Source organism: Rhizobium sp. FY34 (assembly GCF_005222845.1).
Classification (GTDB): Bacteria; Pseudomonadota; Alphaproteobacteria; order Rhizobiales; family Rhizobiaceae; genus Neorhizobium.
Map to the genome: position 1 here is coordinate 130043 of NZ_STFZ01000021.1, position 23895 is coordinate 153937.

Sequence of the window (23895 nt, forward strand, 5' to 3'; positions counted from 1 at the left end):
CGCGCCCCGCTATGCCATAGGTGATCGACAGAGACAAAAGCTTCTTTCCGCAGCCAACATATCGAGGCCCTACGCTTTTGAACGCGAACCTATTCCGGTCTTCGATCTATATCGCGGCACTTTGCGGGATGTATCTTTCCGCCGCCATGCTCGTACCCGTGCTTGCCGATCTCTACTATGAAGACGAAAACTGGGAGGTCTTCTTCCTGTCTGCCTGCATGATCGGCGGCCTGTCGCTGGCAGCGGCGATGGCGACGCGAGGACCGCCACCGGTTTTCAACAAGCGCTTCGGCTTCTTCATCGTCAACCTGCTCTGGGCCGTCTTCTCGCTGATCGGCGCCATTCCGCTCTATCTGTCCTCGATCAATCTCAGCTTTGCCCAAGCGCTGTTTGAATCGATCTCCGCCATCACCACGACCGGCTCCACGGTGATTGCCGGCCTCGATTCGACAGCACCGGGCATTCTCATGTGGCGATCGCTGCTGCACTGGCTCGGCGGTATCGGCATCGTGGCGCTCGGGCTGTTCGTGCTACCCTTCCTGCGCGTCGGCGGCATGTCCTTCTTCAAGCTGGAATCCTCGGAGATTGGCGACAAGCCCTTTGCCAAGCTTGCAAGCTTCACCCGTGCCTTCATGGCCGTCTATGTCGGCATCACGCTGGCCTGTACGGTCGCCTATGATGCCGCGGGCATGAGCCATTTCGATGCCTTGAACCATGCCATGGCAACGGTTGCCACCGGCGGCTTTTCCACCCATGACGCCTCCTTCGGCTATTTCAAGAGCCTGCCGCTGATGTGGATCGGCACATTCTTCATGACGCTGTGCAGCCTGCCCTTCTCGATCCTCATCCTGTTTGCCGTGCGCCGCCGGCTGGATAGCCTGCGTGATCCGCAGGTGGGTTTCTTCATCGGCTATCTCGTGCTGTTTTCCGTTCTGGCCGGCGTCTACCATCATATGCGCAATGGCGTGGATATCACCGTCGCGCTGACCCATTCCTTCTTCAATATCTCGTCCATTCTCTCCACCACCGGCTTTGCCAGCGAGGATTACCTGCTCTGGGGACCCTTCATGGTGATGCTGTCGCTGTTTGCAACCTTCATGGGCGGCTGCTCCGGATCGACCGCCGGCGGCATCAAGTCCTACCGCTTCGTGGTGATCATCAATGTCATCCGCAGCGGCCTGAAGCGGCTGATCTATCCCAATGCCATCTATCCGGTGCGCTATGGCAATGCGACGGTCGAGCAGGACGTGCTGCGCGGCATCTTCCTGTTCGTCAGCCTCTACATCATCATCTGGGCGCTCGGCAGCCTGTGCATGACCATGCTCGGCTATGATGTTCAGACAGCCATTTCGGCGGTCATCACCTGCCTCTCCAATGTCGGTCCCGGCATTGGCAATATCATCGGCCCGGCCGGCAATTTCGCAACGATCAGCGATCCCGCGCTCTATCTCCTTTCGGTGATGATGCTGCTGGGGCGTCTCGAAATCCTGACTGTCCTCGTTCTCTTCACGCCGCTCTTCTGGCGTCACTGAGCATAGAGAAGGCTGCCCTATGCGCAGCCACCGCAAGACAACCGATCCTTAAAAACGCAATGACTGCTTGAACCCGATTGAACGCATCATGAATATTGAGGTCAAAAACCCTTTGTAATTATTTATTTTTAAGTGAATACTTACATGATGTATTGCTCACACAATTGCTCTACCAAGTCTCTAGCAAAAGATCAGATTGCTCACATCATCCGCTGGGGATGGGTGTTCGGGGCAAATCCCCGCAGGAGACGCGACATGAAGACTTCCATCCGGCTTGGGCTTGTTGCAGCCATAATGCTTGCAGGCGCCGCTTCGGCCAGTGCGCAGACTGTCGGCGACTGGGTGCTCGGCAATTATCGCAGTGGCGGCTACTGGTATCCGGGCGTGATCGAAAAGCTGCAGGGCGGCAAGATCACCATCCGCTACGACGATGGCGATAGGGAAACCGTCGCGCTGAACGCCGTGCGCCCCTATGACTGGTCAATCGGCAAGAAGGTCGAATGCAATTTCAAGAATGCCGGCACCTGGTATCCGGGCAAGATCGCCTCGCTTGCCGGCGAAAAGATCGGCATCGCCTATGACGACGGCGACAAGGAAACCACGAAGACCGGACGCTGCCGCTCCAACTAAGCATGCCCGACGCGTTGTTACCGGCAGGGCAGGATTGAATGGTGCGGACGGCGGGGCTCGAACCCGCACGGATCTCTCCGAGAGATTTTAAGTCTCTTGCGTCTACCGGTTTCGCCACGTCCGCATGCGAGCCTTATTCAGCAGGTTGCGCGAAAAATGCAAGGGCATGTATGGGCGGAATCGACCGTTGCGAGCAATCCATCCTGTTTTTCCTTCCGCCCGTTGCGGGCTATGATCCGGTTGCTTTTTACGTCCATAGAAGGAGCGTTGCGGTTTTCCGGAAGAAATGTCATCGCCATCCGCTCAGGTGTCGGGAACAATGGCACCAGACGCACAGTTGATGGAACAGACGCAAGAACAGGATACTGGATCATGGACAGACAGATCATAGCCGTGCTGGGCCTTGTGGCACTTGCCAGCTGCACGACCGGCAGCACGGAGCTTGAGCCCATCCCCGGCAGCCTCACGTATAATGGCCAGCCCTCGACACGGCTGACAAAGTCACCAATCGGCAGCACGTTCAGTCATGATTTCTATGATGGCTCGCGCCAGGTTCTGGAAACCTATGTCATCCAGCCCGATCGCAGCGTGAAGCTGGTTCGACGCGAATACCAGCCGGACCTTTTGAGCTTCAACGACTGATACAAGCGAAAGGGTGTAGCCCATGCGCGCCACATCCAACCTCATGGCGGCGTTTTGCGCCGTGAAAAGCGCCGGCAATCTACCGACGCTCTTGCCTATGCGATGGGATGACAGCCTCAGCTGGCCAGTTTTGCGGCAAGCTTTGCCACATGCGCGCCCTGGAAGCGGGCACCGGCAAGCTCAATTTCAGACGGCATGCGCGAGCCATCGCCATTGGTAATGGTGGAGGCGCCATAGGGCGAATTGCCCATGACCTCTTCTGTCCCCATCTGGCCCTGGAAGGAATAGGGAAGACCGGCAACAACCATTCCATGGTGCAGGAAGGTCGGGATGAAGGACAGGATGGTGGATTCCTGGCCGCCATGCTGGGTGGCGCTGGAGGTGAAGACGGAGCCCAGCTTGCCGATCAGTTTGCCGGTAAACCACTGGCCGCCGGTCTGGTCCCAGAAATTGCGCATCTGAGAAGCGACCGTGCCAAAGCGTGTGCCGGCACCGACGATGATGGCATCATAGGCTTCGAGATCGGCAGGTGTCGCAATCGGGGCGGCCTGGTCCATCTTGTAATGCGAAGCCTTGGCGACCTCGTCCGAAACCAGTTCCGGAACGCGCATGACGGTGACGTCCGCACCTTCGGATTTTGCGCCTTCGGCAACCGCATAGGCCATCGTTTCGATATGTCCGTATGTCGAATGATAAAGTACCAGAACCTTGGTCATGTCGTATCTCCCTGAACTGACGCTCACCGGGCTTGGTGGCCGCGTTGAAACTAGACTTAATCACAACCTTGACAAGCACCAGCCCTCAAGCCTCGGACGGACTGTTCAATTATGAGCAACGACAAATCTGAAACAGTCACATTGGCGTAACAATGGCCAGCGCGAACAGGCTTCTGTGTATGTTCATTTTATCATAGGAAGCGGCTATCCCTTCCATCCAAGACGAGGAATTCCATGATGTCCCAAGAGATCGTCACTGCCGCAATCCTGGCGATTGGCGACGAACTGCTATCTGGCCGCACCAAGGATAAGAATATCGGTCATCTGGCTGACATTCTGCTCTTGGCCGGCATCGACCTCAAAGAAGTGCGCATCGTAGCCGACGAGGAAGAGGCAATCGTCGAAGCGCTGAATGGCTTGCGCGCCCGCTACACCTATGTGTTCACCTCTGGCGGCATCGGCCCGACGCATGACGATATTACCGCTGATGCCGTCTCCAAGGCCTTTGGCGTGCCCTGCGAACATGACGCGGAAGCCATGCGGCTTCTGGGCGAGATGTATGCGCGGCGCGAGATGGAGTTTACCGAAGCCCGCCAGCGCATGGCACGCATGCCGAAGGGCGCCCGCCATATTGCAAATCCGGTCTCCACGGCGCCGGGCTTCATCGTCGAGAATGTCTATGTCATGGCCGGCGTGCCGCAGGTTTTCCAGGCCATGGTCAACAATATTCTGCCGGAACTGACAAAGGGCTCGGTCATGCTCAGCCGTGCGCTCCCCTGCCCTTACGGCGAAGGCGATATCGGCACCTTGCTCGGCGAGGTGCAGAAGGCACATCCGCAGACCAGCATCGGCTCCTATCCGAAATATGACGGTCAGCGCTTTTCCACCGAACTTGTGGTGCGCGCCCGCGACGAACAGACGCTGGAGGCGGCCACCGATGCCGTGCTTGCCATGATCGCCTCTCTTGCCAAGGCCCGCGCCGAAGACCATCCCGGCCCGGAAGCCTGATACCAAGCCGCTCGCGCTTGACCCAGCGCAATGCGCGGCCCATCTCCCATGGGATGGTGGAGCCTGACAGGTTCCACCCCCTGTACGAGGAGACACCGCCATGGGTTACAAGACCATCGTCACTGTGGCCGATACGATGCGCCATGCGCAGCCGGTAACGGATTTCGCGCTTTCCATCGCGCAGCAGTTTTCCGCCCATCTCATCGGCCTTCGCGCCGAAGGACTGGCAACGGTGCCGCTGATCGCGCCGATGGAAATTCCCGATCCAACGGCGATCGAAATGCTGCAAAAGGCAGCGCAGGACGAAACACATCGCATCGAGACGCTGTTTCGCGCCCGCGCCACGCAGGAAGGTGTCTCGCATGAATGGCGGACCTATGTCTGCTCGGCCGGTTATGGTTCGCAAAGCGTGCTGGAATGCGCGCGCACCAGCGACCTGATCATTGCCTGCCAGACAGACCCGCGCCATGGCCATGACGGCAATGCGGAGCTTGAAACCCTTTTGATGGAAAGCGGTCGGCCGCTGCTTCTGGTGCCCTACGTGCTGACCACACCCGCACCACTGCGGCGCGTGCTCATCGCCTGGAACGGCTCCAAGGAAGCGGCGCGCGCCGCCTTCGATGCACTGCCGCTGCTGAAGCAGGCCGATAGTGTCGAGATCTTTTGCGTTGATCCGCCCGGCATGCCGCGCCAGGCGCCTGAACTGGCCGGAGCGGATCTTGCCGCAGCGCTTGCCCGCCACGATGTGAAGGTCACGCTGCGCACGGAGGAGAACCTGGAGATTTCCACCGCCGATGCCATCGAGAACCGGCTGACCGATGCAAGCGTCGATCTTCTGGTCATGGGTGGCTATGGCCATGCGCGCTGGTGGGAAATGCTGTTTGGCGGTGTCACGCGCAGCATTCTCGACACGATGACGGCGGTGACGCTGATCTCCCGCTAAGGATGGCAGGGCTACCGGAGCAAGTGGCAGAAAAGACCAGGCGTGCTGCGCTGCTTTACCATCCTCGGCATTGCAGCCAGCCTCCTTCATCATGCGGCTTGCCTGACGACCGCCATTGCCGCTAATAGCAGAGGCCAACGGGACCGGCTGAACATCGGCGGTCCCCGGAGGCTGCACCGGTTCGACGGCGCGCCTGTCATTGATCCATTGCGCGCCTCGGAGCCCCGACGAATGTCTCTACCTGATAAAGCCTTCCCCGTTTCCTGGGATCAGTTTCACCGCGATGCACGGGCGCTGGCCTGGCGGCTTGCCGGGCTTGGGCAGGATTTCCGCGCCATCGTCTGCATCACCCGTGGCGGTCTCGTGCCGGCGGCGATCATTTCGCGCGAGCTGAATATCCGGCTGATCGAAACGGTCTGCGTCGCTTCATATCATGACTATGTCAACCAGGGGGAATTCAACCTGCTGAAGGGTATTGCGCCGGAACTGACCGTCGATGGCGGCAAGGGCGTGCTGGTTGTCGACGACCTGACGGATACGGGCAAAACCGCATCTGAAGTGCGCGTGCTGATGCCGAATGCACATTTCGCCTGCGTCTATGCCAAGCCGAAGGGCGTGCCGACGATCGATACCTTCGTCACGGAAGTCAGCCAGGATACTTGGATCTATTTCCCCTGGGACATGGGTTTCACCTACCAGGAACCGATCGCCAAGGGCGCCAAAGGCTAGGACCGATCGTCCATTTTCAAGACCATCCGAAAGCCCGCCACCCGGCGGGCTTTTTCGTTTTGTGCATCGCACACCACCCGCGCAGATGGCCGTTAATCTTTTCGCGCAACTAAAGTAAAATACAATTCAATTGGTTGATCTATTCAACCGATACCGTTCAGCATGCAGCTGTTGCGATTTATTAAGGTTCCCCTCCTATAAATTCGAATGTACTCCTGCATCTCAAGGATGCGCAGCGGATCATGATCGATATCGCTTTCAGGAGCTCAATGCACCGCCACCTGCCGGGTTCAACCGGCCTGATAAGTGAAGCGTGCCCCATGTTGAAAATGATCAAATCCCTGCCACTGACGGCGAAGCTCGCGACCCTGATCGTCGGTATCAATCTTCTCGGGATGGCAGGTCTTGCAGCCTACACCTGGCGCAGCGAAAGTGCATCCATGCTCAGCATGGCCAAGGTCAACTGGAGCAAGGACACGACCCAATTCGCAACACTGGCGGCCGGCGGCATAAAATGGGGCAAGGCCGATGCCGTGGCTGAGACCTATTCGCTGTACCGTGACGATGCAGCCCTCAACCTCGTGCAGTTCTCCGCCTACAACGCCGAACTGAAACTGATCGACAGCTGGAATCGATCCGGCCTCGACGGCCTACCAAGTACCGAAACACTGGCGAAGGACGTCGCGACACGGCCGGAAAAGCTGATGGTCGATGAAAATGCCTTAGGCGCCGGCTTCATTAGCCTCGTCAGCCCGCTCCCGCTCGATAAGAATGGCAAGGTAGGCGGCTATGTCGTCACCACCTGGACTGCGGAAAGTATACTCGCCGATGCCCGTCGTAAGGCGCTGATCGCTCTTGGCCTACAGGCCTGCGCCATCGTCGCTGCCATCATCGCCTTCATCTTCAGCATGCGCCGGCTTGTCGGACAGCCCCTCAATGTGCTTAGCCATCGCATAACGGCATTGCAGGGCGGCGATCTGGCAACGCCCGTCATCTATCAGCAGAACGGCGACGAAATCGGTTTCCTGGCGCGTGCGCTGGAAGGCTTTCGCAATGATGCCATTGCAACGCTCGAACAGCGACGCCTGGCCGAACAGCAGCAGGTCACCATCAACAACGAGCGGGCGCGCAATGCCGAACTGACCGAGGCAAGTGCCGCCACCCAGCGCCGTGTGATGAACAAAGTGGGCCACGCGCTCGAAATGCTCGCCAAGGGGCAGCTCAATGCCAAGCTTGATGATCTCGGCACAGATTTCGAAAAACTGCGCTTGGACTTCAATGTGATGGTCGATTCGATTGCCGATGCCATCAACGAGATCAAGACTGCCTCCATCGCGGTGGAGACCGGAGCCGGGCAATTGGCCGACCAGGCGGAGCAATTGGCGCGCCGCACGGAACAGCAGGCAGCAGCGCTCGAGGAAACCGCAGCGGCACTGGACGAGGTGACGACCACCGTGCGCAATTCGTCGCGCAGTGCCGAACAGACGGGTTCCATGGTGAGTGAGGCCAAGACCGAGGCGCATCTCTCGGCTCAGGTGGTGCGCAATGCCATAGGGGCGATGGACCGCATCCAGCACTCATCCTCACAAATCGGCCAGATCATCAGCGTGATCGATGAAATCGCCTTCCAGACCAATCTTCTGGCGCTGAATGCCGGCGTCGAGGCCGCCCGCGCTGGCGAAGCCGGCAAGGGATTTGCCGTGGTGGCTCAGGAAGTGCGCGAACTTGCACAACGCTCCGCCAATGCCGCCAAGGAGATCAAGCATCTGATCGGCGTGTCGAACACGGAGGTCTCCGGAGGCGTGGCGCTTGTCAACCAGACCGGCGATGCGCTCCTCAAGATCGAGGACCATATCTCGCGCATCAATGAAGGCATTGTCGGTATCGTCGAATCCTACCGTCAGCAATCGTCCGGCCTGCAGGAAATCAACAGTGCCATCAACAGCATGGACCAGACGACCCAGCAGAATGCCGCCATGGTCGAGGAAACCAGCGCTGCCTGCCACGATCTTTTGTCTCAGAGCCGCGTGATGCAGGGAGCAGCCGACCGCTTCCGCCTCGAACGCGTCCATTCCGCCTCGGGACCTGCCCGGCGCGTCGCCTGACATCCAAAACCCTCCGCTCGGGAACCTGGGAGGAAGAAGGCAGGTTCCCAATACGTCTACCCTGGAGAGAAACCCCATGACGTTCGCAATCCGCAGACATGTCGCATCCAGCCTGGCCTTGGCCTTTATCGCATTTGCCGCTTCGGGTGCATCCGCGCAGGAGGCGCATGTCGCTCCCGTCACCGATTATATCAAGCAGAATGTTGCAACCTGGGTCAGCGACCCGGTGATCATCGGCGCCATCAAGGCGCAGAATGTCAAGAATGCCGGCCTTAGCGAGGCAGATATCATCGCGCTGGACAAGAAATGGCGTGCCGAAGTGGAGGCCGCAGACAAGCCAATGGTGAATGCGACACTCGGCAATGCGGTATCCACCTTCCTCAAGGACAAGCAGGCTTCCTCGAAAGGCGCCATTGCCGAAGTCTTCGTGATGGATGCCAAGGGGCTCAATGTCGGCCAGAGCGACGTCACGTCCGACTACTGGCAGGGCGACGAGGCGAAGTTCAAGAAGAGTTTCGGCATGGGCAAGGATGTGCTGTTCGTCGATGAAGTCGAGAAAGACGAATCGACTCAGGCACTCCAGTCGCAGGCCTCGATGACCATTGTCGATGAAACCGGCACGCCGATCGGCGCCATCACCGTCGGCGTCAACCTCGAATCGCTCTGATAACCTCCCCGGCAAGCGCTTCGCATGGCCGTCCCCTTGGGGGCGGCCATTTCCATTTGATGTCAGGTGTCTAAAGTGATTTCTTCAACCTTTACGTGCTCAGGCAACCAGAAATAAATCGGACAATCTCTCATACTTCCGCTGGTGCAGGCGCACGCAAGATGCTCCAACTTCCGTTCCAGCTGTTTTGCGTGCGGTTTCATGTCCATTTGTCCAAGAGCGCCTCATGTCCATTTCAGATCGCATTTATCGCCCGTTCGAAACATTGATCAGACCGCTTGAGATTGCCTACAAGCCATTGCCCTCCAAAGGCCCAGTTGCCGTAATTTGGCATTTCGTTCGGATGTTTCGCGGCGTCCTCATCGCCATGGCCCTCAGTTCCATGGCAGTCGAGGCGATCAACCTGACGATCATCTGGGGCCTTTCGGTGATCGTCGATGGCGTGACGACGCAAGGTGCCGCTGCCTTCCTGCAGGAGCGGTTCTGGTTTCTGACCTTGCTCGGAATCCTGATCTTTCCGGTCCTGCCCGTCACTTTCTACATCACCAATATCCTGAATTCGCACACGATCGGCATCAGCCTACCGGTTGCCATCCAGTGGCAGGGACACAAGGCCGTCGAGCAGCAGGATATCGCCTTTTTCCATGATCTGTTTGCCGGACAGGTCGCCTCGCGCCTGAACCAGGTTGCCAATGCTGTTCAGCAACAGATCCTTATCGGCTTCCAGACGGCACCGCGCTTCCTCTTGCAGATCATCGGTTCCTTCGTCATCCTTCTCGCGCTCTCCTGGCCGCTTGCCATCCCCATCGTGCTCTGGGTGGCGTTCAGCGTCCTCTACACGGTCAAAGTCGTCCCGGATTTTGCCGCGCGCGCCAGCCGGTCCGCCAAGCAGAACAGTCTGGTTTCCGGCGCCATGACCGACGTCTACAGCAATATCCAGATGGTCAAGCAGTTTGCCGCCGAAGACAGCGAAGCGGGCGCACTGGGCAAAACCATGACCAAGGCCGTCGGCATGATGCACCAGGAGCAGCGGGCCTACCGGACCTCGGAGCTTGTCATCATCACCGCCAATATGGCGCTCTGGCTGGCGATGCTCACCATCGGTTTCTGGGGTCTGCTGGACCAGTTCGTCACGGTGGGGGATTTCGTCGTCGCCATCTACATCCTGCAGCGCCTGTCGAATGGCTCCTTCACCTTCATCCAGATGGGCCAACAGCTTTTCAAGACGCTTGGCACCATCAAGGATGCCATGCCGGTGATGACCACGCCGCCGACGATTTCCGACACGCCGGGCGCCAGGGAATTGACGGTCGCTGCCGGCGAGATCCGCTTCGAGCGCGTCGGTTTTGCCTACAAGTCTGGCAAGACAGTCATCGACGACCTATCGCTCACCATCGCAGCCGGCGAGAAGGTCGGGCTTGTCGGCCTGTCTGGCGCCGGCAAGACGACGCTCGTCAACCTGCTGCTGCGCTTCTACGATGTCGGCAACGGGCAGATCTTGATCGATGGCCAGGATATCCGCCAGGTGACGCAGTCCAGCCTGCGCCGATCGATCGGCGTCATTGCGCAAGATGTCGCGCTGCTTCACCGCTCGGTCAGCGACAATATCCGTTATGGCCGGCCGGATGCGCATATAGCCGAGATCGAGGCAGCGGCGAAGGCGGCGCAGGCAGATGGCTTCATCGCCGACCTATCCGATAGCGAGGGTCGCAAGGGCTACGCAGCCTTTGTCGGCGATCGCGGCATCAAGCTTTCGGGCGGTCAGCGCCAGCGCGTCGCGATTGCCCGCGTGCTGTTGAAGAACGCGCCTATCCTTGTGCTCGATGAAGCGACATCGGCGCTGGATAGCGAAGCCGAGGCCGCAATCCAGGACAAGCTTTCCATGCTGATGCAGGGCAAGACGGTGATTGCCATTGCCCATCGCCTGTCGACGATTGCCAGGATGGACCGAATCCTCGTCATCGATCGTGGCCACGTGGTCGAGGAAGGCACGCCCGCCGAACTTCTCGAGCAGGATGGGCTTTATGCGCGCCTGTGGCAGCGCCAGACGGGCGGCTTCATACCGGAACGGCTGTAGCTGGCCCGGATGCGCCGCGCTCAGCCGAGATCGTGCAGATCGCGATCGAGCGGTTCCGTCAGATGGAAATCGGAAAAATGCACGCCAAGCCCCTGGCGCTCCGGCGTGCAGCACATCGGGCCGACCTGATAGGTCGCAGCCTGCGGAAAGGGCGAAAGCCGCACAAGCGGCCAGGTAAGCCCATCCGCCGAGGCCTGCACCCGCAGAACGCCATCTTTCACGGAGAGCCGCAGATAGAAATCCTGCGCATCACCGGTATAGGGCGCCGTTGCCCAGTCCGACCGGTCAACGGTCAACACGGTGGAGAGCATGGCCTGTCCGTCGGAAAACTCGATTCCAGCCTTCAGCCAGGTGCTATCATCCAGCCGCACCATCAGTCCGGCCTGATCGTAGAGACTGTCGAAACGGGCCCGCACGCGGATCTGGGCGGTAAAGCCGGCACCGGTCGAAAAGCCCAAAAAATGCCCGTTGTCGCGGATGAACCCATAATGGGTCTTTCGCCAGAAATCGGTGGCGGTATCCGTCACCACGTGAAGGTTCTGGCCGTCGATCCACACCTGTTGCGGCCGGTTCAACCAAATGCCGTGCTCGAAATTCATCTTGCCCTGCATGATCCATCCCGCCTCCCATTGGTGTTGCAGTCTGGACCCTGCTCTGGCCGGAACCAAGGCCTCTGAGCGGGATTTTCCTGTGCAGAACGCAAAAAGGGCGCCGCATGGTTGCAGCGCCCCTTGATGGAGTATGAAGCCTATTCTCAGGCAGCCGAGCGATAGCCCTGCCCTGCGCCTGCATGACCGTCGAGGCGGAAGCGTGCCAGCGTTGCCGTCAGTTGGCGGCTTTCGGCAGCCAGCACCTGGCTTGCAGCCGTGGTCTCTTCGACCATGGCGGCATTCTGCTGGGTCATCTGGTCCATGTGGTTGACGGAGGTGTTGATCTCACCGAGCGCCGAGGACTGTTCGCCGGCAGCGCGGGCAATCATTGCCACATGTTCGTTGACGCGGTTGACCAGATCGTCGATCTCCTTCAGCGCTTCACCGGTGGAGAGAACCAAGGTTACGCCGCCCTTTACTTCGCCGGCCGATGCGTTGATCAGCACCTTGATTTCCTTGGCCGCATTGGCAGAGCGCTGGGCCAGCTCGCGCACTTCCTGGGCAACCACGGCAAAGCCACGACCAGCTTCGCCGGCACGAGCCGCTTCCACGCCAGCATTCAGCGCCAGCAGGTTGGTCTGGAAGGCTATCTCGTCGATCACCGAGATGATCTGGCTGATCTTCTGCGACGACTGCTCGATACGGCCCATGGCGTCGATGGCGTCGCGCACGATGCCACCGGAGCGCCCGGCACTTGCCTTCGTCTCGCCCACCATGCGGGTCGCCTCATTAGCGCGGTCGGTCGACATGCGCACCGTGGTGGTGATTTCCTCAAGTGCCGCCGCCGTTTCTTCCAGCGCTGCGGCCTGCTGCTCGGTACGCCGCGCCAACTGGTTGGAGGCCGTGGAAAGCTCGCCCGAATTGTCTGAGATCGTGCCGGCGGCCGTGCGGACATTGTCCATCGTAGCGCGCAGCGTCGCCATCGTCGTGTTGACGTTCTGCTGCAATTCGGCAAATGCGCCCTGGAATTGACCGCGCATATCCTGCGTCAGATCCTGCTCGGCCAGGGCTGCAATGACGCGACGCACTTCGCTGATGCCGCGATCAACATTTTCGACAAGTTCGTTGACGCTGCCCGCAAAACGCTTCAGGTCGCCGTCGTCATAGGCCTTGGTGATTCGCTGGCTGAAATCGCCGGCAACGGCTGCCGCCACAATGCCGCTGATCGAGATCTGCAGATCCTTGCTCTGGCGGGTCAATGCCTGTTCCTGAGCCTCCATCTCACGCATGTGGATTTCATTGGCGCGGAAAACCTCCAGCGCGCGGGCCATGGCGCCGATTTCGTCCTTGCGGTCCGTATCAGTCACCGGCTGGTCGGTGCGGCCATTGGCCATCTCGCCCATCACCGCCGTCAGGCGGCGGATCGGGTTTGCGATATCTCGGCGCGCCATCAACAGGCTGAGCGCAACGCCGAAGGCAATGCAGATGGCAGCGGTTGCGCCAAGGATCAGCACCGTGGTGCTCGATTCGTCCAAGGCATAGGCTCGCGAGGCTGACAGGGTCTTGGCCGAATAGGTGCTGTAAACCTTGACGGCGGCCGTCACGGCCTTCTGGCCATCCAGCGCCTTGGCCAGCGCATCGGACAGAACCTTGGGGTCCTTCGCCGCGTCAGTGCCGGCAACCTTCACCATGGCGCGGATACTATCGAAATAGGTGTTGAGGCTGACCCGGATATCGGAAAGCTGCTTCTGCTCTTCCGCATCGGCTGTCGTTGCAATCTTCGGCAGCCTGTCCAGCATTTCCTTGGCACGCTTTTCCGTTTCAGCGGCGAAATCGGCGGCTTTTTCCGGCGCCAGCGCCAGCTGATAGGTCATGCGGCTGATGGCGATGATATCGACGCGCAGGTCCATGGCCTCGCGGGCCACCTCTTCGCGGGCGCCGGTATCCTTCAGCGCCGCGCCAAGCGAAAACAAACCTTGCGTTCCCACCCCGGCAATGGCTGCCGCAGAGGCGCCCATCAACACGACAACGAGACTAATCTTTTTCAGTATGGAAAGGTTTTTAATATTCACGGCCTTGGCCCCGCAAGTTACACGAGAATGAGGATGGACGTGACAACCACGCATCCATACCTCTTCATTATCTAACCTACGAAAGTTAAAATTTCGGAGCAGATGTCGCATCGCAACCTTATGAAGGCTTGACACGACAAACCAAGCCTTTGCGGGCCTCGGCTCACAGACGCCGAAATGTCGCAAATCCGCGCAAGCACTTGAGTTCGCTTGCTGATTCGCCAATCCCCGTTTTCCACAGGTACCGACCACAATATCTTGTGGTTAAAAATGCATTATAAACTATGCCTTGACGAATCTCGATGAGAGCCCGAGATTGGTTTCATGTTGCGGCGGCAACTGAACCGGTTTTCACGAGGCCGGTTCTTTGGAAAACGAATCCTGTAACCGCGTCTGAAACCGGCCCGCCATGATGGCGCGCCGCATGCGGTGCCTTGTGCCGTTTTACACGCCTCCCTCGGCATAATATGGCTGGCATAAAAAGCCTGTTGATACTATATTTAGTGTTTGCAGGAAAAATACGCACCATATACAGGTCGCCCATCCACGAATGATGAGCCATTCGAATTCCCGGCACGGTGCGGGTTGCACAAGCAATCTTCGCCGATAGAGATCTCTGCGCCTTTTTCAGGGCGCGACAGCGAGGACCAGACAGATGCGCATTGAACGTCGCTTCACCAAACCGGGCCAGGGAGCCTATGCCGACATCGCCTTCCGCAAGGGTGTCAGCGAGATCCGCAATCCTGACGGTTCGATCGTCTTCCGCCTCGCGGATATCGACGTGCCGGTGCAGTTCTCGCAGGTTGCGACCGATGTTCTGGCGCAGAAATATTTCCGCAAGGCCGGCGTGCCGAAGTTCCTGAAGAAGGTTGAAGAGAACGACGTTCCCTCCTTTCTCTGGCGCTCGGTCGCCGACGAAAAGGCGCTGAAGGATCTGCCGGAAGGCGAGCGCTACGGCTCGGAAACCGATGCGCGTCAGGTTTTCGATCGTCTGGCCGGCACCTGGACCTATTGGGGCTGGAAGGGCAAATATTTCACCTCGGAAGAAGATGCGGCCGCCTTCAAGGACGAGCTTGCCTATATGCTTGCCACCCAGCGCGTGGCGCCGAATTCCCCGCAATGGTTCAACACCGGCCTGCACTGGGCCTATGGCATTGACGGTCCCGGCCAGGGCCATTTCTATGTCGATCCCTTCACGGGCAAACTGACAAAGTCGAAATCCTCCTACGAGCATCCGCAGCCGCATGCCTGCTTCATCCAGTCGGTCGAGGACGATCTCGTCAACGAAGGCGGCATCATGGATCTGTGGGTGCGTGAAGCGCGCCTGTTCAAATATGGCTCCGGCACCGGTTCCAACTTCTCCTATCTGCGCGGCGAAGGCGAAAAGCTGTCGGGCGGCGGACGCTCAAGCGGCCTCATGTCCTTCCTGAAGATCGGTGACCGGGCAGCCGGCGCCATCAAGTCTGGCGGCACGACGCGCCGTGCGGCCAAGATGGTCGTCGTCGACATCGACCATCCGGATATCGAAGCCTATATCGACTGGAAGGTGAAGGAAGAGCAGAAGGTTGCCGCACTCGTCACCGGCTCGAAAGTGGTTGCCAAGCACCTGAAGGCGATCATGAAGGCCTGCGTCAATTGCGAGGGCGACAATGAAGCCTGCTATGACCCGAACCAGAACCCGGCCCTGAAGCGTGAAATCAAGGCCGCCAAGAAGGACCAGGTTCCGGAAAACTATGTGAAGCGCGTCATCCAGTTCGCCAAGCAGGGCTACAAGGATCTCGACTTCAAGACCTATGACACGGACTGGGATTCGGAAGCCTATCTCACGGTCTCCGGCCAGAACTCCAACAATTCCGTCTCGCTGAAGGATGATTTCCTGCGCTCGGTCGAAAACGACGGCGACTGGAACCTGACGGCCCGCAAGGACGGCAAGGTGATGAAGACACTGAAGGCACGCGATCTGTGGGAAAAGATTTCCTACGCCGCCTGGGCCTCTGCCGATCCGGGCCTGCACTTCAACACGACGATGAACGACTGGCACACCTGCCCGGCCGCCGGCCCGATCCGCGCCTCGAACCCGTGCTCGGAATATATGTTCCTCGATGACACGGCCTGCAACCTGGCCTCGCTGAACCTGCTTCAGTTCAAGGATGCCGGCACCAAGCGCATCCATATTGCCGATTACGAGCATGCCGTTCGCCTGTGGACCGTGGTTCTCGAAATCTCGGTGATGATGGCGCAGTTCCCTTCGCGCGAAATCGCCGAACGTTCCTACCAGTACCGCACGCTCGGCCTTGGCTATGCCAATATCGGCGGCCTGCTGATGTCGAGCGGCATTCCTTACGATTCATCCGAAGGCCGCGCCATTGCCGGCTCGCTGACGGCGATCATGACCGGCGTTGCCTATGCCACGTCGGCGGAAATTGCATCGGAACTCGGCCCCTTCCCCGGCTTTGCCCCGAACCGCGACAACATGCTGCGCGTCATGCGCAACCATCGCCGCGCAGCTTACGGCGAAGCCACCGGCTATGAGGGCCTGTCGGTCAATCCCGTGCCGCTCATCCATGGCGACAATCCGGACCAGGATCTGGTGGCGCATGCCAAGGCTGCCTGGGACAAGGCCATCTCGCTTGGCGAAGAGCACGGCTACCGCAATGCCCAGACGACCGTGATTGCGCCGACCGGCACGATCGGCCTCGTGATGGATTGCGACACGACCGGCATCGAGCCTGACTTTGCGCTGGTAAAGTTCAAGAAGCTTGCCGGCGGTGGCTATTTCAAGATCATCAATGGTGCCGTGCCGGAAGCCCTGCGCACGCTAGGCTATTCCGAAAGCCAGCTTGCCGAAATCGAGGCCTATGCCGTCGGTCACGGCAATATCAACCAGGCACCCGGCATCAATCCCGGTAGCCTGCGCGCCAAGGGCTTTACCGACGAGAAGATCGAGGCAATCAACGGCGCCACCAAGGCCGCCTTCGACATCAAGTTCGTCTTTAATCAGTGGACGCTTGGCGCCGACTTCCTGAAGGACACGCTGAAGGTATCGGATGCGCAGCTTGCCGATATGAGCTTCAACCTGCTTGAGCATATCGGTTTCTCGAAGAAGGACATCGAGGCCGCCAATATCCATGTCTGCGGTGCGATGACGCTGGAAGGCGCGCCCTTCCTGAAGGCCGAGCATCTGCCGGTCTTTGATTGCGCCAATCCCTGCGGCAAGATCGGCAAGCGTTATCTCTCGGTCGATAGCCACATCCTGATGATGGCAGCCGCCCAGCCCTTCATCTCGGGCGCGATTTCCAAGACGATCAACATGCCGAACGAGGCAACCGTCGAGGATTGCGGTTCTGCTTATATGCTCTCCTGGAAGCTGGCGCTGAAGGCAAACGCCCTTTACCGCGATGGCTCCAAGCTCTCCCAGCCGCTCAATGCCTCGCTGATCGAGGATGAGGACGACGAGGATGCGCTGGAAGACCTGATCCAGCAGCCGCAGGCAGCGCAGGCGGTGACGATCACCGAAAAGATCGTCGAACGCGTCATCGAACGTGTGACGCGCGAGCGGGAAAAGCTGCCGAACCGTCGTCAGGGCTATACCCAGAAGGCCAATGTCGGTGGCCACAAAGTGTATCTGCGCACCGGCGAATTCGGCGATGGCCGCATCGGCGAGATCTTCATCGACATGCACAAGGAAGGCGCCGCCTTCCGGGCGATGATGAACAATTTCGCCATCTCCATCTCGCTTGGCCTGCAATATGGCGTGCCGCTGGAAGAATTCGTCGAGGCCTTCACCTTCACGAAGTTCGAGCCGGCCGGTATCGTCACGGGCAATGACGCGATCAAGAACGCCACGTCGATCCTCGACTACGTGTTCCGCGAACTCGCCGTCTCCTATCTCGGCCGTCACGATCTGGCCCATGTCGATACCTCCGACTTCTCGCAGACGGCGCTCGGCAAGGGCATCCAGGAGGGCAAGACCAACCTGCTCTCCACCGGCTGGACCCGTGGCTACAAGCCGACACTCGTCTCCGGCGGCGCCGATCGTCTCGCCGCTAACGAGCCGAAGGGTTCTGCAGGTGGCAGCCCGGCCAAGGCGTCCGTCAGCGGCAATGTGACGGCATTTGCCGGCTCTGCCGCCCGCAAGCTGGAAACCACGCTTGCCATCTCCACTTCGGAAGTCGTGTCCTTCAAGCGCGATTACGAAGAGCGGGCAAAGGAATTGGCGGAAGAGATTGCCGAGGAAATGGTGGTCGGTGAAAGCCAGCAGGTCGCCACCGCGCTCTTCTCCGACAAGGCGGAGGCCGATGCGGCGGCTGCAAAGTCCGAAGCCAAGAAGATGGAGACCCAGCGGCGCATGCGCTCCATCGCGCAGGGCTATACCGGCAACATGTGCTCCGAATGCCAGAACTTCACGATGGTGCGCAATGGCACATGCGAGAAATGCGATACGTGTGGCGCCACGAGCGGGTGCAGCTGAGGACGCTTGAGGTTTGAATGATAGTGCGGCCCGAGGGAAACCTCGGGCCTTTCTTTTGCTGTTTCAGCACCACAAGAGTGTCACACGAAGCGGCCATGGCGGGGCTTGCGGCGGGCAGTTGGTGAGGCGACCTATCTGATCGATGCAACAGGGGTCAGGCTCAGTGGCGCTGGATCGCAGTGGGCGAGGTTCTCCGACCATGCCTGTGGTGCCAAGGTCCACATTGTCTATGATGCGGACGCCGAGCAGCCCATCTATAGTGATTTCGGTCCAGGCGATCGTGAGATCCATCGAATCTTGCCGCACCCAGCGGAACTATAACACATTGAAATAAAAAACGTATTTTTGCTGCGTCCTCTTAGCCGCAAGTTTTTCTGTTCTGTGCGATTATGGGTTTTGCAGATGGTGCGCGAAAGTGTCGCCAGAGTAATCACGCCGCAGGAGATCTGCATCTGACAGTGCCGGCATCAACTGCTCAAGGGCAAGATGCATGCAGCCGGTCGATCCGCCGGGTGTCAGAACAAAGCCGTCGATGGCGCACTCGTCAACCCACTGGCTGATTTCCGAGAGCGCATCCTCCACCGTGCCGATGATTCGCCAATGCCCTGATCCGTTGACTTCGGGCCTTTCCAGCAACTGGGAGACCGTCAGGTCCTCGCGCGCAATCAGACGCCGCAGCAATTCGGCATGCGTCTGACTTCCGCGCGTGGCGAAGGGATGCGGCAGATCGGCGACCGTCACTTGCCGGTCATCCGGCCAATCGGACAGATCAAGCCCGATCAGGTTGAACACATGGGCAAGTTTCCGCCCGCGATCGGCTCCCGCATGCGTCGCCTCGAACAGGTCCATCGCTTCGGCCCTGCTGGCTCCAAGAAAGAGGCTCAAGCCCGGCAACAGGCGGATGTCGTCAGCGTTGCGCCCCTGAGCCGTGGCCCGCGCACGCAGGTCTCGCCGAAACTGGATGGCCGCCTGCATGTCCGGCGTCGATGCGAAGATCGCATCGGCGAAGCGAGACGCGAACTGGCGCCCGGCCTCCGAGGCGCCGGCCTGCACCAGCGGAACAGGCGCACGGCTAAAGGCAGGAATGTTCAGCGGCCCCTTCACCTTGAAATGCCTGCCATCGTAGTCGATCGGTCGGATCAGGCTCGGATCCGCCATCATCCCCGTCTCACGATCCCGGACCATGGCCTTTTCGGGATAACTCTCCCACAGGAGCCGCACGACTTCGACATATTCATGGGCCCGGTCGTAGCGGTCTTGCGAAGACGGCATGGCATCGAGTCCGAAATTTTGATTGCCATCCAGGGCAGTGACGATGTTCCACCCTGCACGCCCCTGGCTCAGCCAGTGCAAAGACATCATCTGCCGCGCCAAAATATAGGGCGGCATGAACATGGTGGAGACGGTGGATAAGAGGCCGATCTTCTGCGTTTCGCGTGCCAGCGCCGCAAGCAGCACAGTCGGATCCAGGCTGGCGAAACCACCACCCTTGCCGAGCAGCGCCATATTCACGAACATCGCATCCGGACGGAACACGAAGTCGAGCTTGGCGGCCTCCGCCCTGTGGGCGATATCGATGAAGAACTCCGCACCGAGCATGTTGTGCGTCCCGCTATCGGGGCGCCGCCAGCCATTGCCACTGAGCCATGTCGGGGCCAGCGACATTCCTACATTCAATCTCTTCGACCTACGCATCGCATGCCCTTTCATTTCTTGAAGTTTGGGGCCAGCTGGGAAGCCGGCCCTTTCCAGGCATGGCAATCAGAAGGTTCCGCGAACACCGACGCCGAACATGCGCGGCGCAGTCATGCTGGCCTCGGTACCACCGATACCGCGGTTCTGCTGCATGTAGGTCGGTGACCGCTCGTCAAAGACGTTCTTGACGTAACCATAGACATCCAGCCCCTCGTGGACCTTATAGTTCGCGTTGACATCCACGACCGTATAGGGATCGACCGCATACATGGCGTCGTTGGCCGTATTGGAGTAGTATCCGTCGATGTGGCGGACCTGGCTGGACAGGTTGAGCGCCTCGGTGACGTCCCAGCTGACGCCCAGCGTCAGGGTATAGCCGGGAGATTTCGCGAACTCGTTGCCTTCATAAGCGACATTGCTCTTGATCTCGTCGATCTCCGTTTTCAGCAGACCGCCGCCCGCCTTGACCACCAGATTGTCGAGCAGCTGGTAATTCGCTTCCACTTCCATCCCGTAGGCATGCGCCTTCTCGGCATTGATGGTGTAAGACTGGAAGACGTTGTTCGAGACTTCCACCGGAATGTTGAACTGGGCATTCTTCATGTCCATGTAGAACACGTTGGCATTCACCGTGAGCCGATCGTCAAGCAGGCTCGTGCGCGTGAAGATTTCGTAATTCCAGATCGACTCCTCTTCGAACTCCATCCACTTGCGCGAGGTGAGGTTGAGCGAGACGCCGCCCGGATTATAACCGCGGCTTACCATGGCGCCGACGGTCCATTCCGGATTGAATTCATAAGCCAACGAGGCTTTGGGAAGCAGCGCGGAGAAGGTTTCGTCGAAAGCAACGCTGTTGGCGGAATAGACTGAAACGCCATCGCGCTGGATGCGATCAACCTGGTAACGCAGACCACCCGTGAACGTCCATTGATCGGTCAGCCGGTAACTCGCCTCCGTGAAGAGACCGACATTGTCCTTTGTATCGTCGAAGGTAGAAGTCGTGCCATATGTACCGGTTAGATAAAGGATTTCGTCTGTTTTTGTATGGCCGTAGTAGAGGCCGGCGACACCGCTCAGAACATCCTCCTGATCTCCGAAGGTAACCCGGGTTTCGTTCGAAACATTGGTCTGGTCCACGTCGGCATCGCCATTATTCACCTGACCGACCGTTCGAACGGCTTCGGTGTCGGTTAGCTGGGTCTGGTTGGATACGACAACCCCGTTGGCGAAATCATAGCTCAGGTCGAGCACGCCGGTATTGGTCTTCTGCGCCCAGCTCGGCATGGTCGTGGTGATGTGGTTCAGGTCCTCATAGGGGGCAGACGCCGCCTCCTGGCTCGGCCGATTCGTATCGCTATACGAATAGGTAAGCTTGGCCGAAAAGCCGGAAAGCTCTGATGGTTCCCAGAGCAGCTTAGCGCGACCGGTGAAGGATTTGAAATTCTGGTCCGTACCATTCTCGTAAAAGCCGGAATTGATGTAGTCGATGAAGGTGTCCCGGCCGGAATAGTCAAGCGCAATACGCCCCGCCAGCTCATCCTCGATGATCGGACCTGAGACGGCGACCGAGGCGCGGCGTGTTTTGTAACTGCCGATTTCCCCCTGGTAGGACACCTCCGGGTCGAAGGTCGGATCCTTCGTCTTTACAATGAGCGCACCGGCAATCGCGTTGGCACCCTGCGACGTCGTCTGCGGTCCACGGAATACTTCGAGGCTCTCAAGGTCCCAGATCGAGGAGGCACCGAAGTAGAACTCATTATAGGTAAGGTAGTGGCCATCGACATTGATGGAGGCGCGCGGCACGGTTCCCGCGAAGAATGCCGTTGAGCCTGTATTCGGTCCCTGCGTATCCAGACCGCGAATGATCGGCGCACTGACACTATCAGGGTAGACGACATTCGGCACATCAGAGATAGCCTCGGAGACCGAGGTCTTTCCTTCTTTCTCTTCCTGCTCGATCTGCTTGGCGGACTTGGCCGAGACGGAGGATGCGGTCTTGCGGATGTCTCGCGACACCTTCTCGCCGGTGATGAGGATTGGCGCAAGAACCGTGCCTTCCTCGTTTTCCTTCGTATCTTCCGCCCTTGCAACGCCAGCGACGAGCGCGGTGGACAAAGCCAGGAAACTGACGCCGTAACGCAGACGGCGCGTGGACATGGACCCCATTACTACTCTCTCCTAATACATGACTAAAATCGTCATGTTCTTCTAAGCGCACAGGAGATTGTTCCGCAATAAGGAATGCATTCCACATTTAAAGGAATTGTATCAGTCTGCAAACTGTTGCTGGACCGCAACACATGCCGAACAGGAAAGCTCCATCGGGCAAAATCCTGGCTGTTGACTGAGTGAACTCAGCGCGCCATGACAGTGACACGGGAACCGGCGGTGCCGCTGAAGATGAGAGGATGAGGAGCTTTGCCCATCGACAATTCAGAAGAACACGAGACAGATGCCCATGCCGAAAAGCGCTCGGGCACGATTCAGTCAGTCTCGATCGCGACCCGTTTTCTCAGCATTTTAGCCGATGCCGAACAGGAACTCGCACTCGGCGAACTGGCCCGACGCGCCGAAACCGGCCGCTCGACCGCCCACCGCTATCTGCAAAGCCTGGTAAAGGAGGGTCTTGCCCAACAGGATCCCGGCACCGGCCTCTATGATCTTGGCCCAACCGCCCTTCACATCGGCATCGGCGCGCTGAGGCGCATCGACGCTGTAGAGATCGCGGCCCGCCACATGAAATCACTGACCCATGACCATGCCATGAGTGGCGGCGTCGCCATCTGGACCGATCGAGGACCGACACTTGTCCGCTGGTACAGGAGTGCTTTTTTCTCGGTCAACCCTTTGGCCTTGGGCGACATTCTGCCGATCGACAACACCGCCTGCGGCCTGGTTTTCCAGGCGCATCTCCCCAAGATCAGAATCGATGCCGCCCGCAAGCAGCAACCCACCCATTTCCGCGGCTCCGCCCCGGACAAAGCGACCCTGGACCGCGTCCGGGAAACCGGTTGGGCGGAAATGACGAGCCATCTTCTGTCGAATGTCACGGGACAGGCCGTTCCGATCTTCGACGCGCAGGAGGAAATCGTCTGCGTGGCCACCACGGTCACGGATCTGGGCCAATTGCGCGCGCCAGAGGATCGCGAAGCGCTGCTGCGGGAAGCCTGTCGCATCAATGAAGCCACCGGCGGCGTCGCCTTTGCCAGACGGGTGCAGGGCTCCGCGTCCTAGACAGCCTGCCGCAGGGGAACGACGAGCGGCGTCCCGGCCACAGGATCGGGAATGATCTTCGCACGAAGACCAAAGACATCGAGCAGAAGCGCCTCGGTCACAATATCGGCGGGAGCGCCTTGCGCCAGGATCGCCCCGTCCTTCATGGCGATCAGATGCGAGGCATAGCGGCAGGCCTGATTGAGATCGTGCAGGACCGCAACGATCATACGACCCTGGCTGTTCAGATCCGACAGGAGATCGAGCAATTCGATCTGGTGAGTGATATCCAGATAGGTTGTCGGCTCGTCGAGCAGCAGCAGCGGTGTATCCTGCGCGAGCAGCATAGCAATCCACACACGCTGGCGCTGCCCGCCCGAAAGTTCGTCCACCAGCCGATTGGCCAGCGCTGAGATCCGCGTCGCGACCATGGCGCGCTCCACGGCCTCGTGATCCGCATTGCTCCACTGTCGAAAGAAGCTTTGGTGCGGAAACCGCCCCCGCACCACCAGGTCAAAGACGGTGATCCCGGGTGGGGCCGTCGCCGACTGTGGCAACAGCCCGAGCTGGCGCGCGACAGATTGTGACGGCAGCCCATGGATGCTCTTGCCATCGAGCAGAACGCGGCCCGCAGTCGGCGCGATAAGTCGCGACAGGGCTTTTAACAAAGTCGACTTTCCGCTGGCATTCGGCCCGATAATGACCGTGAAGCCGCCATTGGGAATGACAACGGAAAGACCTTCGGACACCGTGCGGTTCTCGTAGCGAAGTGTCAGGTCTTGAGCGGCAAGGCGATGGATCAAAG

At 59.2% G+C, this 23895-nt stretch carries 17 protein-coding genes, 1 tRNA gene and 1 pseudogene; 12 read left to right on the plus strand and 7 right to left on the minus strand.

Features of this window, described 5'->3' with window-relative positions; genetic code table 11:
• Window positions 1-77: 77 nt before the first annotated feature.
• Complete coding sequence (locus E8M77_RS17465) at window positions 78-1532, plus strand: TrkH family potassium uptake protein (RefSeq protein WP_137131909.1); 1455 nt, start codon at window positions 78-80, stop codon at window positions 1530-1532.
• Between the two features lie 255 nt (window positions 1533-1787).
• On the plus strand, window positions 1788-2162 hold the full coding sequence (locus tag E8M77_RS17470) for a tudor domain-containing protein (RefSeq protein WP_137131910.1): 375 nt from the start codon (window positions 1788-1790) through the stop codon (window positions 2160-2162).
• 39 nt (window positions 2163-2201) lie between these two features.
• Here the strand turns inward: E8M77_RS17470 and E8M77_RS17475 are convergent.
• A tRNA-Leu gene (locus tag E8M77_RS17475) sits at window positions 2202-2286 on the minus strand.
• Between the two features lie 248 nt (window positions 2287-2534).
• Here E8M77_RS17475 and E8M77_RS17480 point away from each other — a divergent pair.
• The gene (locus E8M77_RS17480; protein ID WP_137131911.1) at window positions 2535-2804 is read left to right on the plus strand and encodes a hypothetical protein; all 270 of its coding nucleotides are present in this window, start codon (window positions 2535-2537) and stop codon (window positions 2802-2804) included.
• Between the two features lie 116 nt (window positions 2805-2920).
• Here the strand turns inward: E8M77_RS17480 and wrbA are convergent, their stop codons facing one another.
• Complete coding sequence (gene wrbA / locus E8M77_RS17485) at window positions 2921-3520, minus strand: NAD(P)H:quinone oxidoreductase (protein ID WP_137131912.1); 600 nt, start codon at window positions 3518-3520, stop codon at window positions 2921-2923.
• Window positions 3521-3757: 237 nt separating this feature from the next.
• On the opposite strand from wrbA, the gene E8M77_RS17490 reads away from it, so the two are divergent.
• From E8M77_RS17490 to E8M77_RS17515, 6 genes are all read left to right on the plus strand, one after another.
• Window positions 3758-4528, plus strand: coding sequence for a competence/damage-inducible protein A (locus E8M77_RS17490; protein WP_137131913.1), 771 nt, complete (start codon window positions 3758-3760; stop codon window positions 4526-4528).
• Between the two features lie 100 nt (window positions 4529-4628).
• Complete coding sequence (locus E8M77_RS17495; RefSeq protein ID WP_137131914.1) at window positions 4629-5471, plus strand: universal stress protein; 843 nt, start codon at window positions 4629-4631, stop codon at window positions 5469-5471.
• A 231-nt stretch (window positions 5472-5702) separates the two neighbouring features.
• Complete coding sequence (gpt, locus tag E8M77_RS17500; RefSeq protein WP_137131915.1) at window positions 5703-6200, plus strand: xanthine phosphoribosyltransferase; 498 nt, start codon at window positions 5703-5705, stop codon at window positions 6198-6200.
• 320 nt (window positions 6201-6520) lie between these two features.
• On the plus strand, window positions 6521-8305 hold the full coding sequence (locus E8M77_RS17505; RefSeq protein ID WP_137131916.1) for a methyl-accepting chemotaxis protein: 1785 nt from the start codon (window positions 6521-6523) through the stop codon (window positions 8303-8305).
• A gap of 76 nt (window positions 8306-8381) precedes the next feature.
• Window positions 8382-8972: a hypothetical protein gene (locus E8M77_RS17510; RefSeq protein ID WP_137131917.1), complete on the plus strand. Its 591-nt coding sequence runs from the start codon at window positions 8382-8384 to the stop codon at window positions 8970-8972.
• Between the two features lie 226 nt (window positions 8973-9198).
• On the plus strand, window positions 9199-11049 hold the full coding sequence (locus E8M77_RS17515) for an ABC transporter ATP-binding protein (protein ID WP_137131918.1): 1851 nt from the start codon (window positions 9199-9201) through the stop codon (window positions 11047-11049).
• Window positions 11050-11069: 20 nt separating this feature from the next.
• On the opposite strand, the gene E8M77_RS17520 is transcribed toward E8M77_RS17515, so the two are convergent.
• Together E8M77_RS17520 and E8M77_RS17525 are read right to left on the minus strand one after the other, a co-directional pair.
• The gene (locus tag E8M77_RS17520) at window positions 11070-11660 is read right to left on the minus strand and encodes a DUF1349 domain-containing protein (protein WP_137131919.1); all 591 of its coding nucleotides are present in this window, start codon (window positions 11658-11660) and stop codon (window positions 11070-11072) included.
• A 143-nt stretch (window positions 11661-11803) separates the two neighbouring features.
• On the minus strand, window positions 11804-13711 hold the full coding sequence (locus tag E8M77_RS17525) for a methyl-accepting chemotaxis protein (RefSeq protein ID WP_246659309.1): 1908 nt from the start codon (window positions 13709-13711) through the stop codon (window positions 11804-11806).
• Window positions 13712-14366: 655 nt separating this feature from the next.
• Between E8M77_RS17525 and E8M77_RS17530 the strand changes: the two genes are divergently transcribed.
• Entirely contained in the window at window positions 14367-18182 is a 3816-nt protein-coding gene (locus E8M77_RS17530; RefSeq protein ID WP_137131920.1) for a vitamin B12-dependent ribonucleotide reductase, read from the plus strand.
• Window positions 18183-18255: 73 nt separating this feature from the next.
• Window positions 18256-18443: pseudogene (locus E8M77_RS17535) on the plus strand (IS4 family transposase); the annotation flags it as partial.
• A 126-nt stretch (window positions 18444-18569) separates the two neighbouring features.
• Here E8M77_RS17535 and E8M77_RS17540 read toward each other — a convergent pair.
• Together E8M77_RS17540 and E8M77_RS17545 are read right to left on the minus strand one after the other, a co-directional pair.
• Entirely contained in the window at window positions 18570-19877 is a 1308-nt protein-coding gene (locus E8M77_RS17540) for an NtaA/DmoA family FMN-dependent monooxygenase (RefSeq protein WP_137131996.1), read from the minus strand.
• Between the two features lie 66 nt (window positions 19878-19943).
• Window positions 19944-22043, minus strand: coding sequence for a TonB-dependent receptor (locus tag E8M77_RS17545; RefSeq protein WP_137131921.1), 2100 nt, complete (start codon window positions 22041-22043; stop codon window positions 19944-19946).
• 258 nt (window positions 22044-22301) lie between these two features.
• Here E8M77_RS17545 and E8M77_RS17550 point away from each other — a divergent pair, with 258 nt between their 5' ends.
• Window positions 22302-23111, plus strand: coding sequence for an IclR family transcriptional regulator (locus E8M77_RS17550; RefSeq protein ID WP_137131997.1), 810 nt, complete (start codon window positions 22302-22304; stop codon window positions 23109-23111).
• Here the strand turns inward: E8M77_RS17550 and E8M77_RS17555 are convergent.
• A complete protein-coding gene (locus E8M77_RS17555) occupies window positions 23108-23893 on the minus strand; it encodes an ABC transporter ATP-binding protein (protein ID WP_137131922.1) in 786 nt (261 codons plus the stop codon). The two genes, E8M77_RS17550 and E8M77_RS17555, sit on opposite strands and share 4 nt — an antisense overlap.
• Window positions 23894-23895: the final 2 nt, after the last annotated feature.

Coding starts and splice junctions, on each gene's coding strand:
- E8M77_RS17515 (WP_137131918.1), top strand. CDS start 9,199: ATGTCCATTTCAGATCGCATTTATCGCCCGTTCGAAACATTGATCAGA.
- gpt (WP_137131915.1), top strand. CDS start 5,703: ATGTCTCTACCTGATAAAGCCTTCCCCGTTTCCTGGGATCAGTTTCAC.
- E8M77_RS17480 (WP_137131911.1), top strand. CDS start 2,535: ATGGACAGACAGATCATAGCCGTGCTGGGCCTTGTGGCACTTGCCAGC.
- E8M77_RS17530 (WP_137131920.1), top strand. CDS start 14,367: ATGCGCATTGAACGTCGCTTCACCAAACCGGGCCAGGGAGCCTATGCC.
- E8M77_RS17495 (WP_137131914.1), top strand. CDS start 4,629: ATGGGTTACAAGACCATCGTCACTGTGGCCGATACGATGCGCCATGCG.
- E8M77_RS17540 (WP_137131996.1), bottom strand. CDS start 19,877: ATGCGTAGGTCGAAGAGATTGAATGTAGGAATGTCGCTGGCCCCGACA.
- wrbA (WP_137131912.1), bottom strand. CDS start 3,520: ATGACCAAGGTTCTGGTACTTTATCATTCGACATACGGACATATCGAA.
- E8M77_RS17545 (WP_137131921.1), bottom strand. CDS start 22,043: ATGGGGTCCATGTCCACGCGCCGTCTGCGTTACGGCGTCAGTTTCCTG.
- E8M77_RS17490 (WP_137131913.1), top strand. CDS start 3,758: ATGTCCCAAGAGATCGTCACTGCCGCAATCCTGGCGATTGGCGACGAA.
- E8M77_RS17505 (WP_137131916.1), top strand. CDS start 6,521: ATGTTGAAAATGATCAAATCCCTGCCACTGACGGCGAAGCTCGCGACC.
- E8M77_RS17510 (WP_137131917.1), top strand. CDS start 8,382: ATGACGTTCGCAATCCGCAGACATGTCGCATCCAGCCTGGCCTTGGCC.
- E8M77_RS17520 (WP_137131919.1), bottom strand. CDS start 11,660: ATGCAGGGCAAGATGAATTTCGAGCACGGCATTTGGTTGAACCGGCCG.
- E8M77_RS17470 (WP_137131910.1), top strand. CDS start 1,788: ATGAAGACTTCCATCCGGCTTGGGCTTGTTGCAGCCATAATGCTTGCA.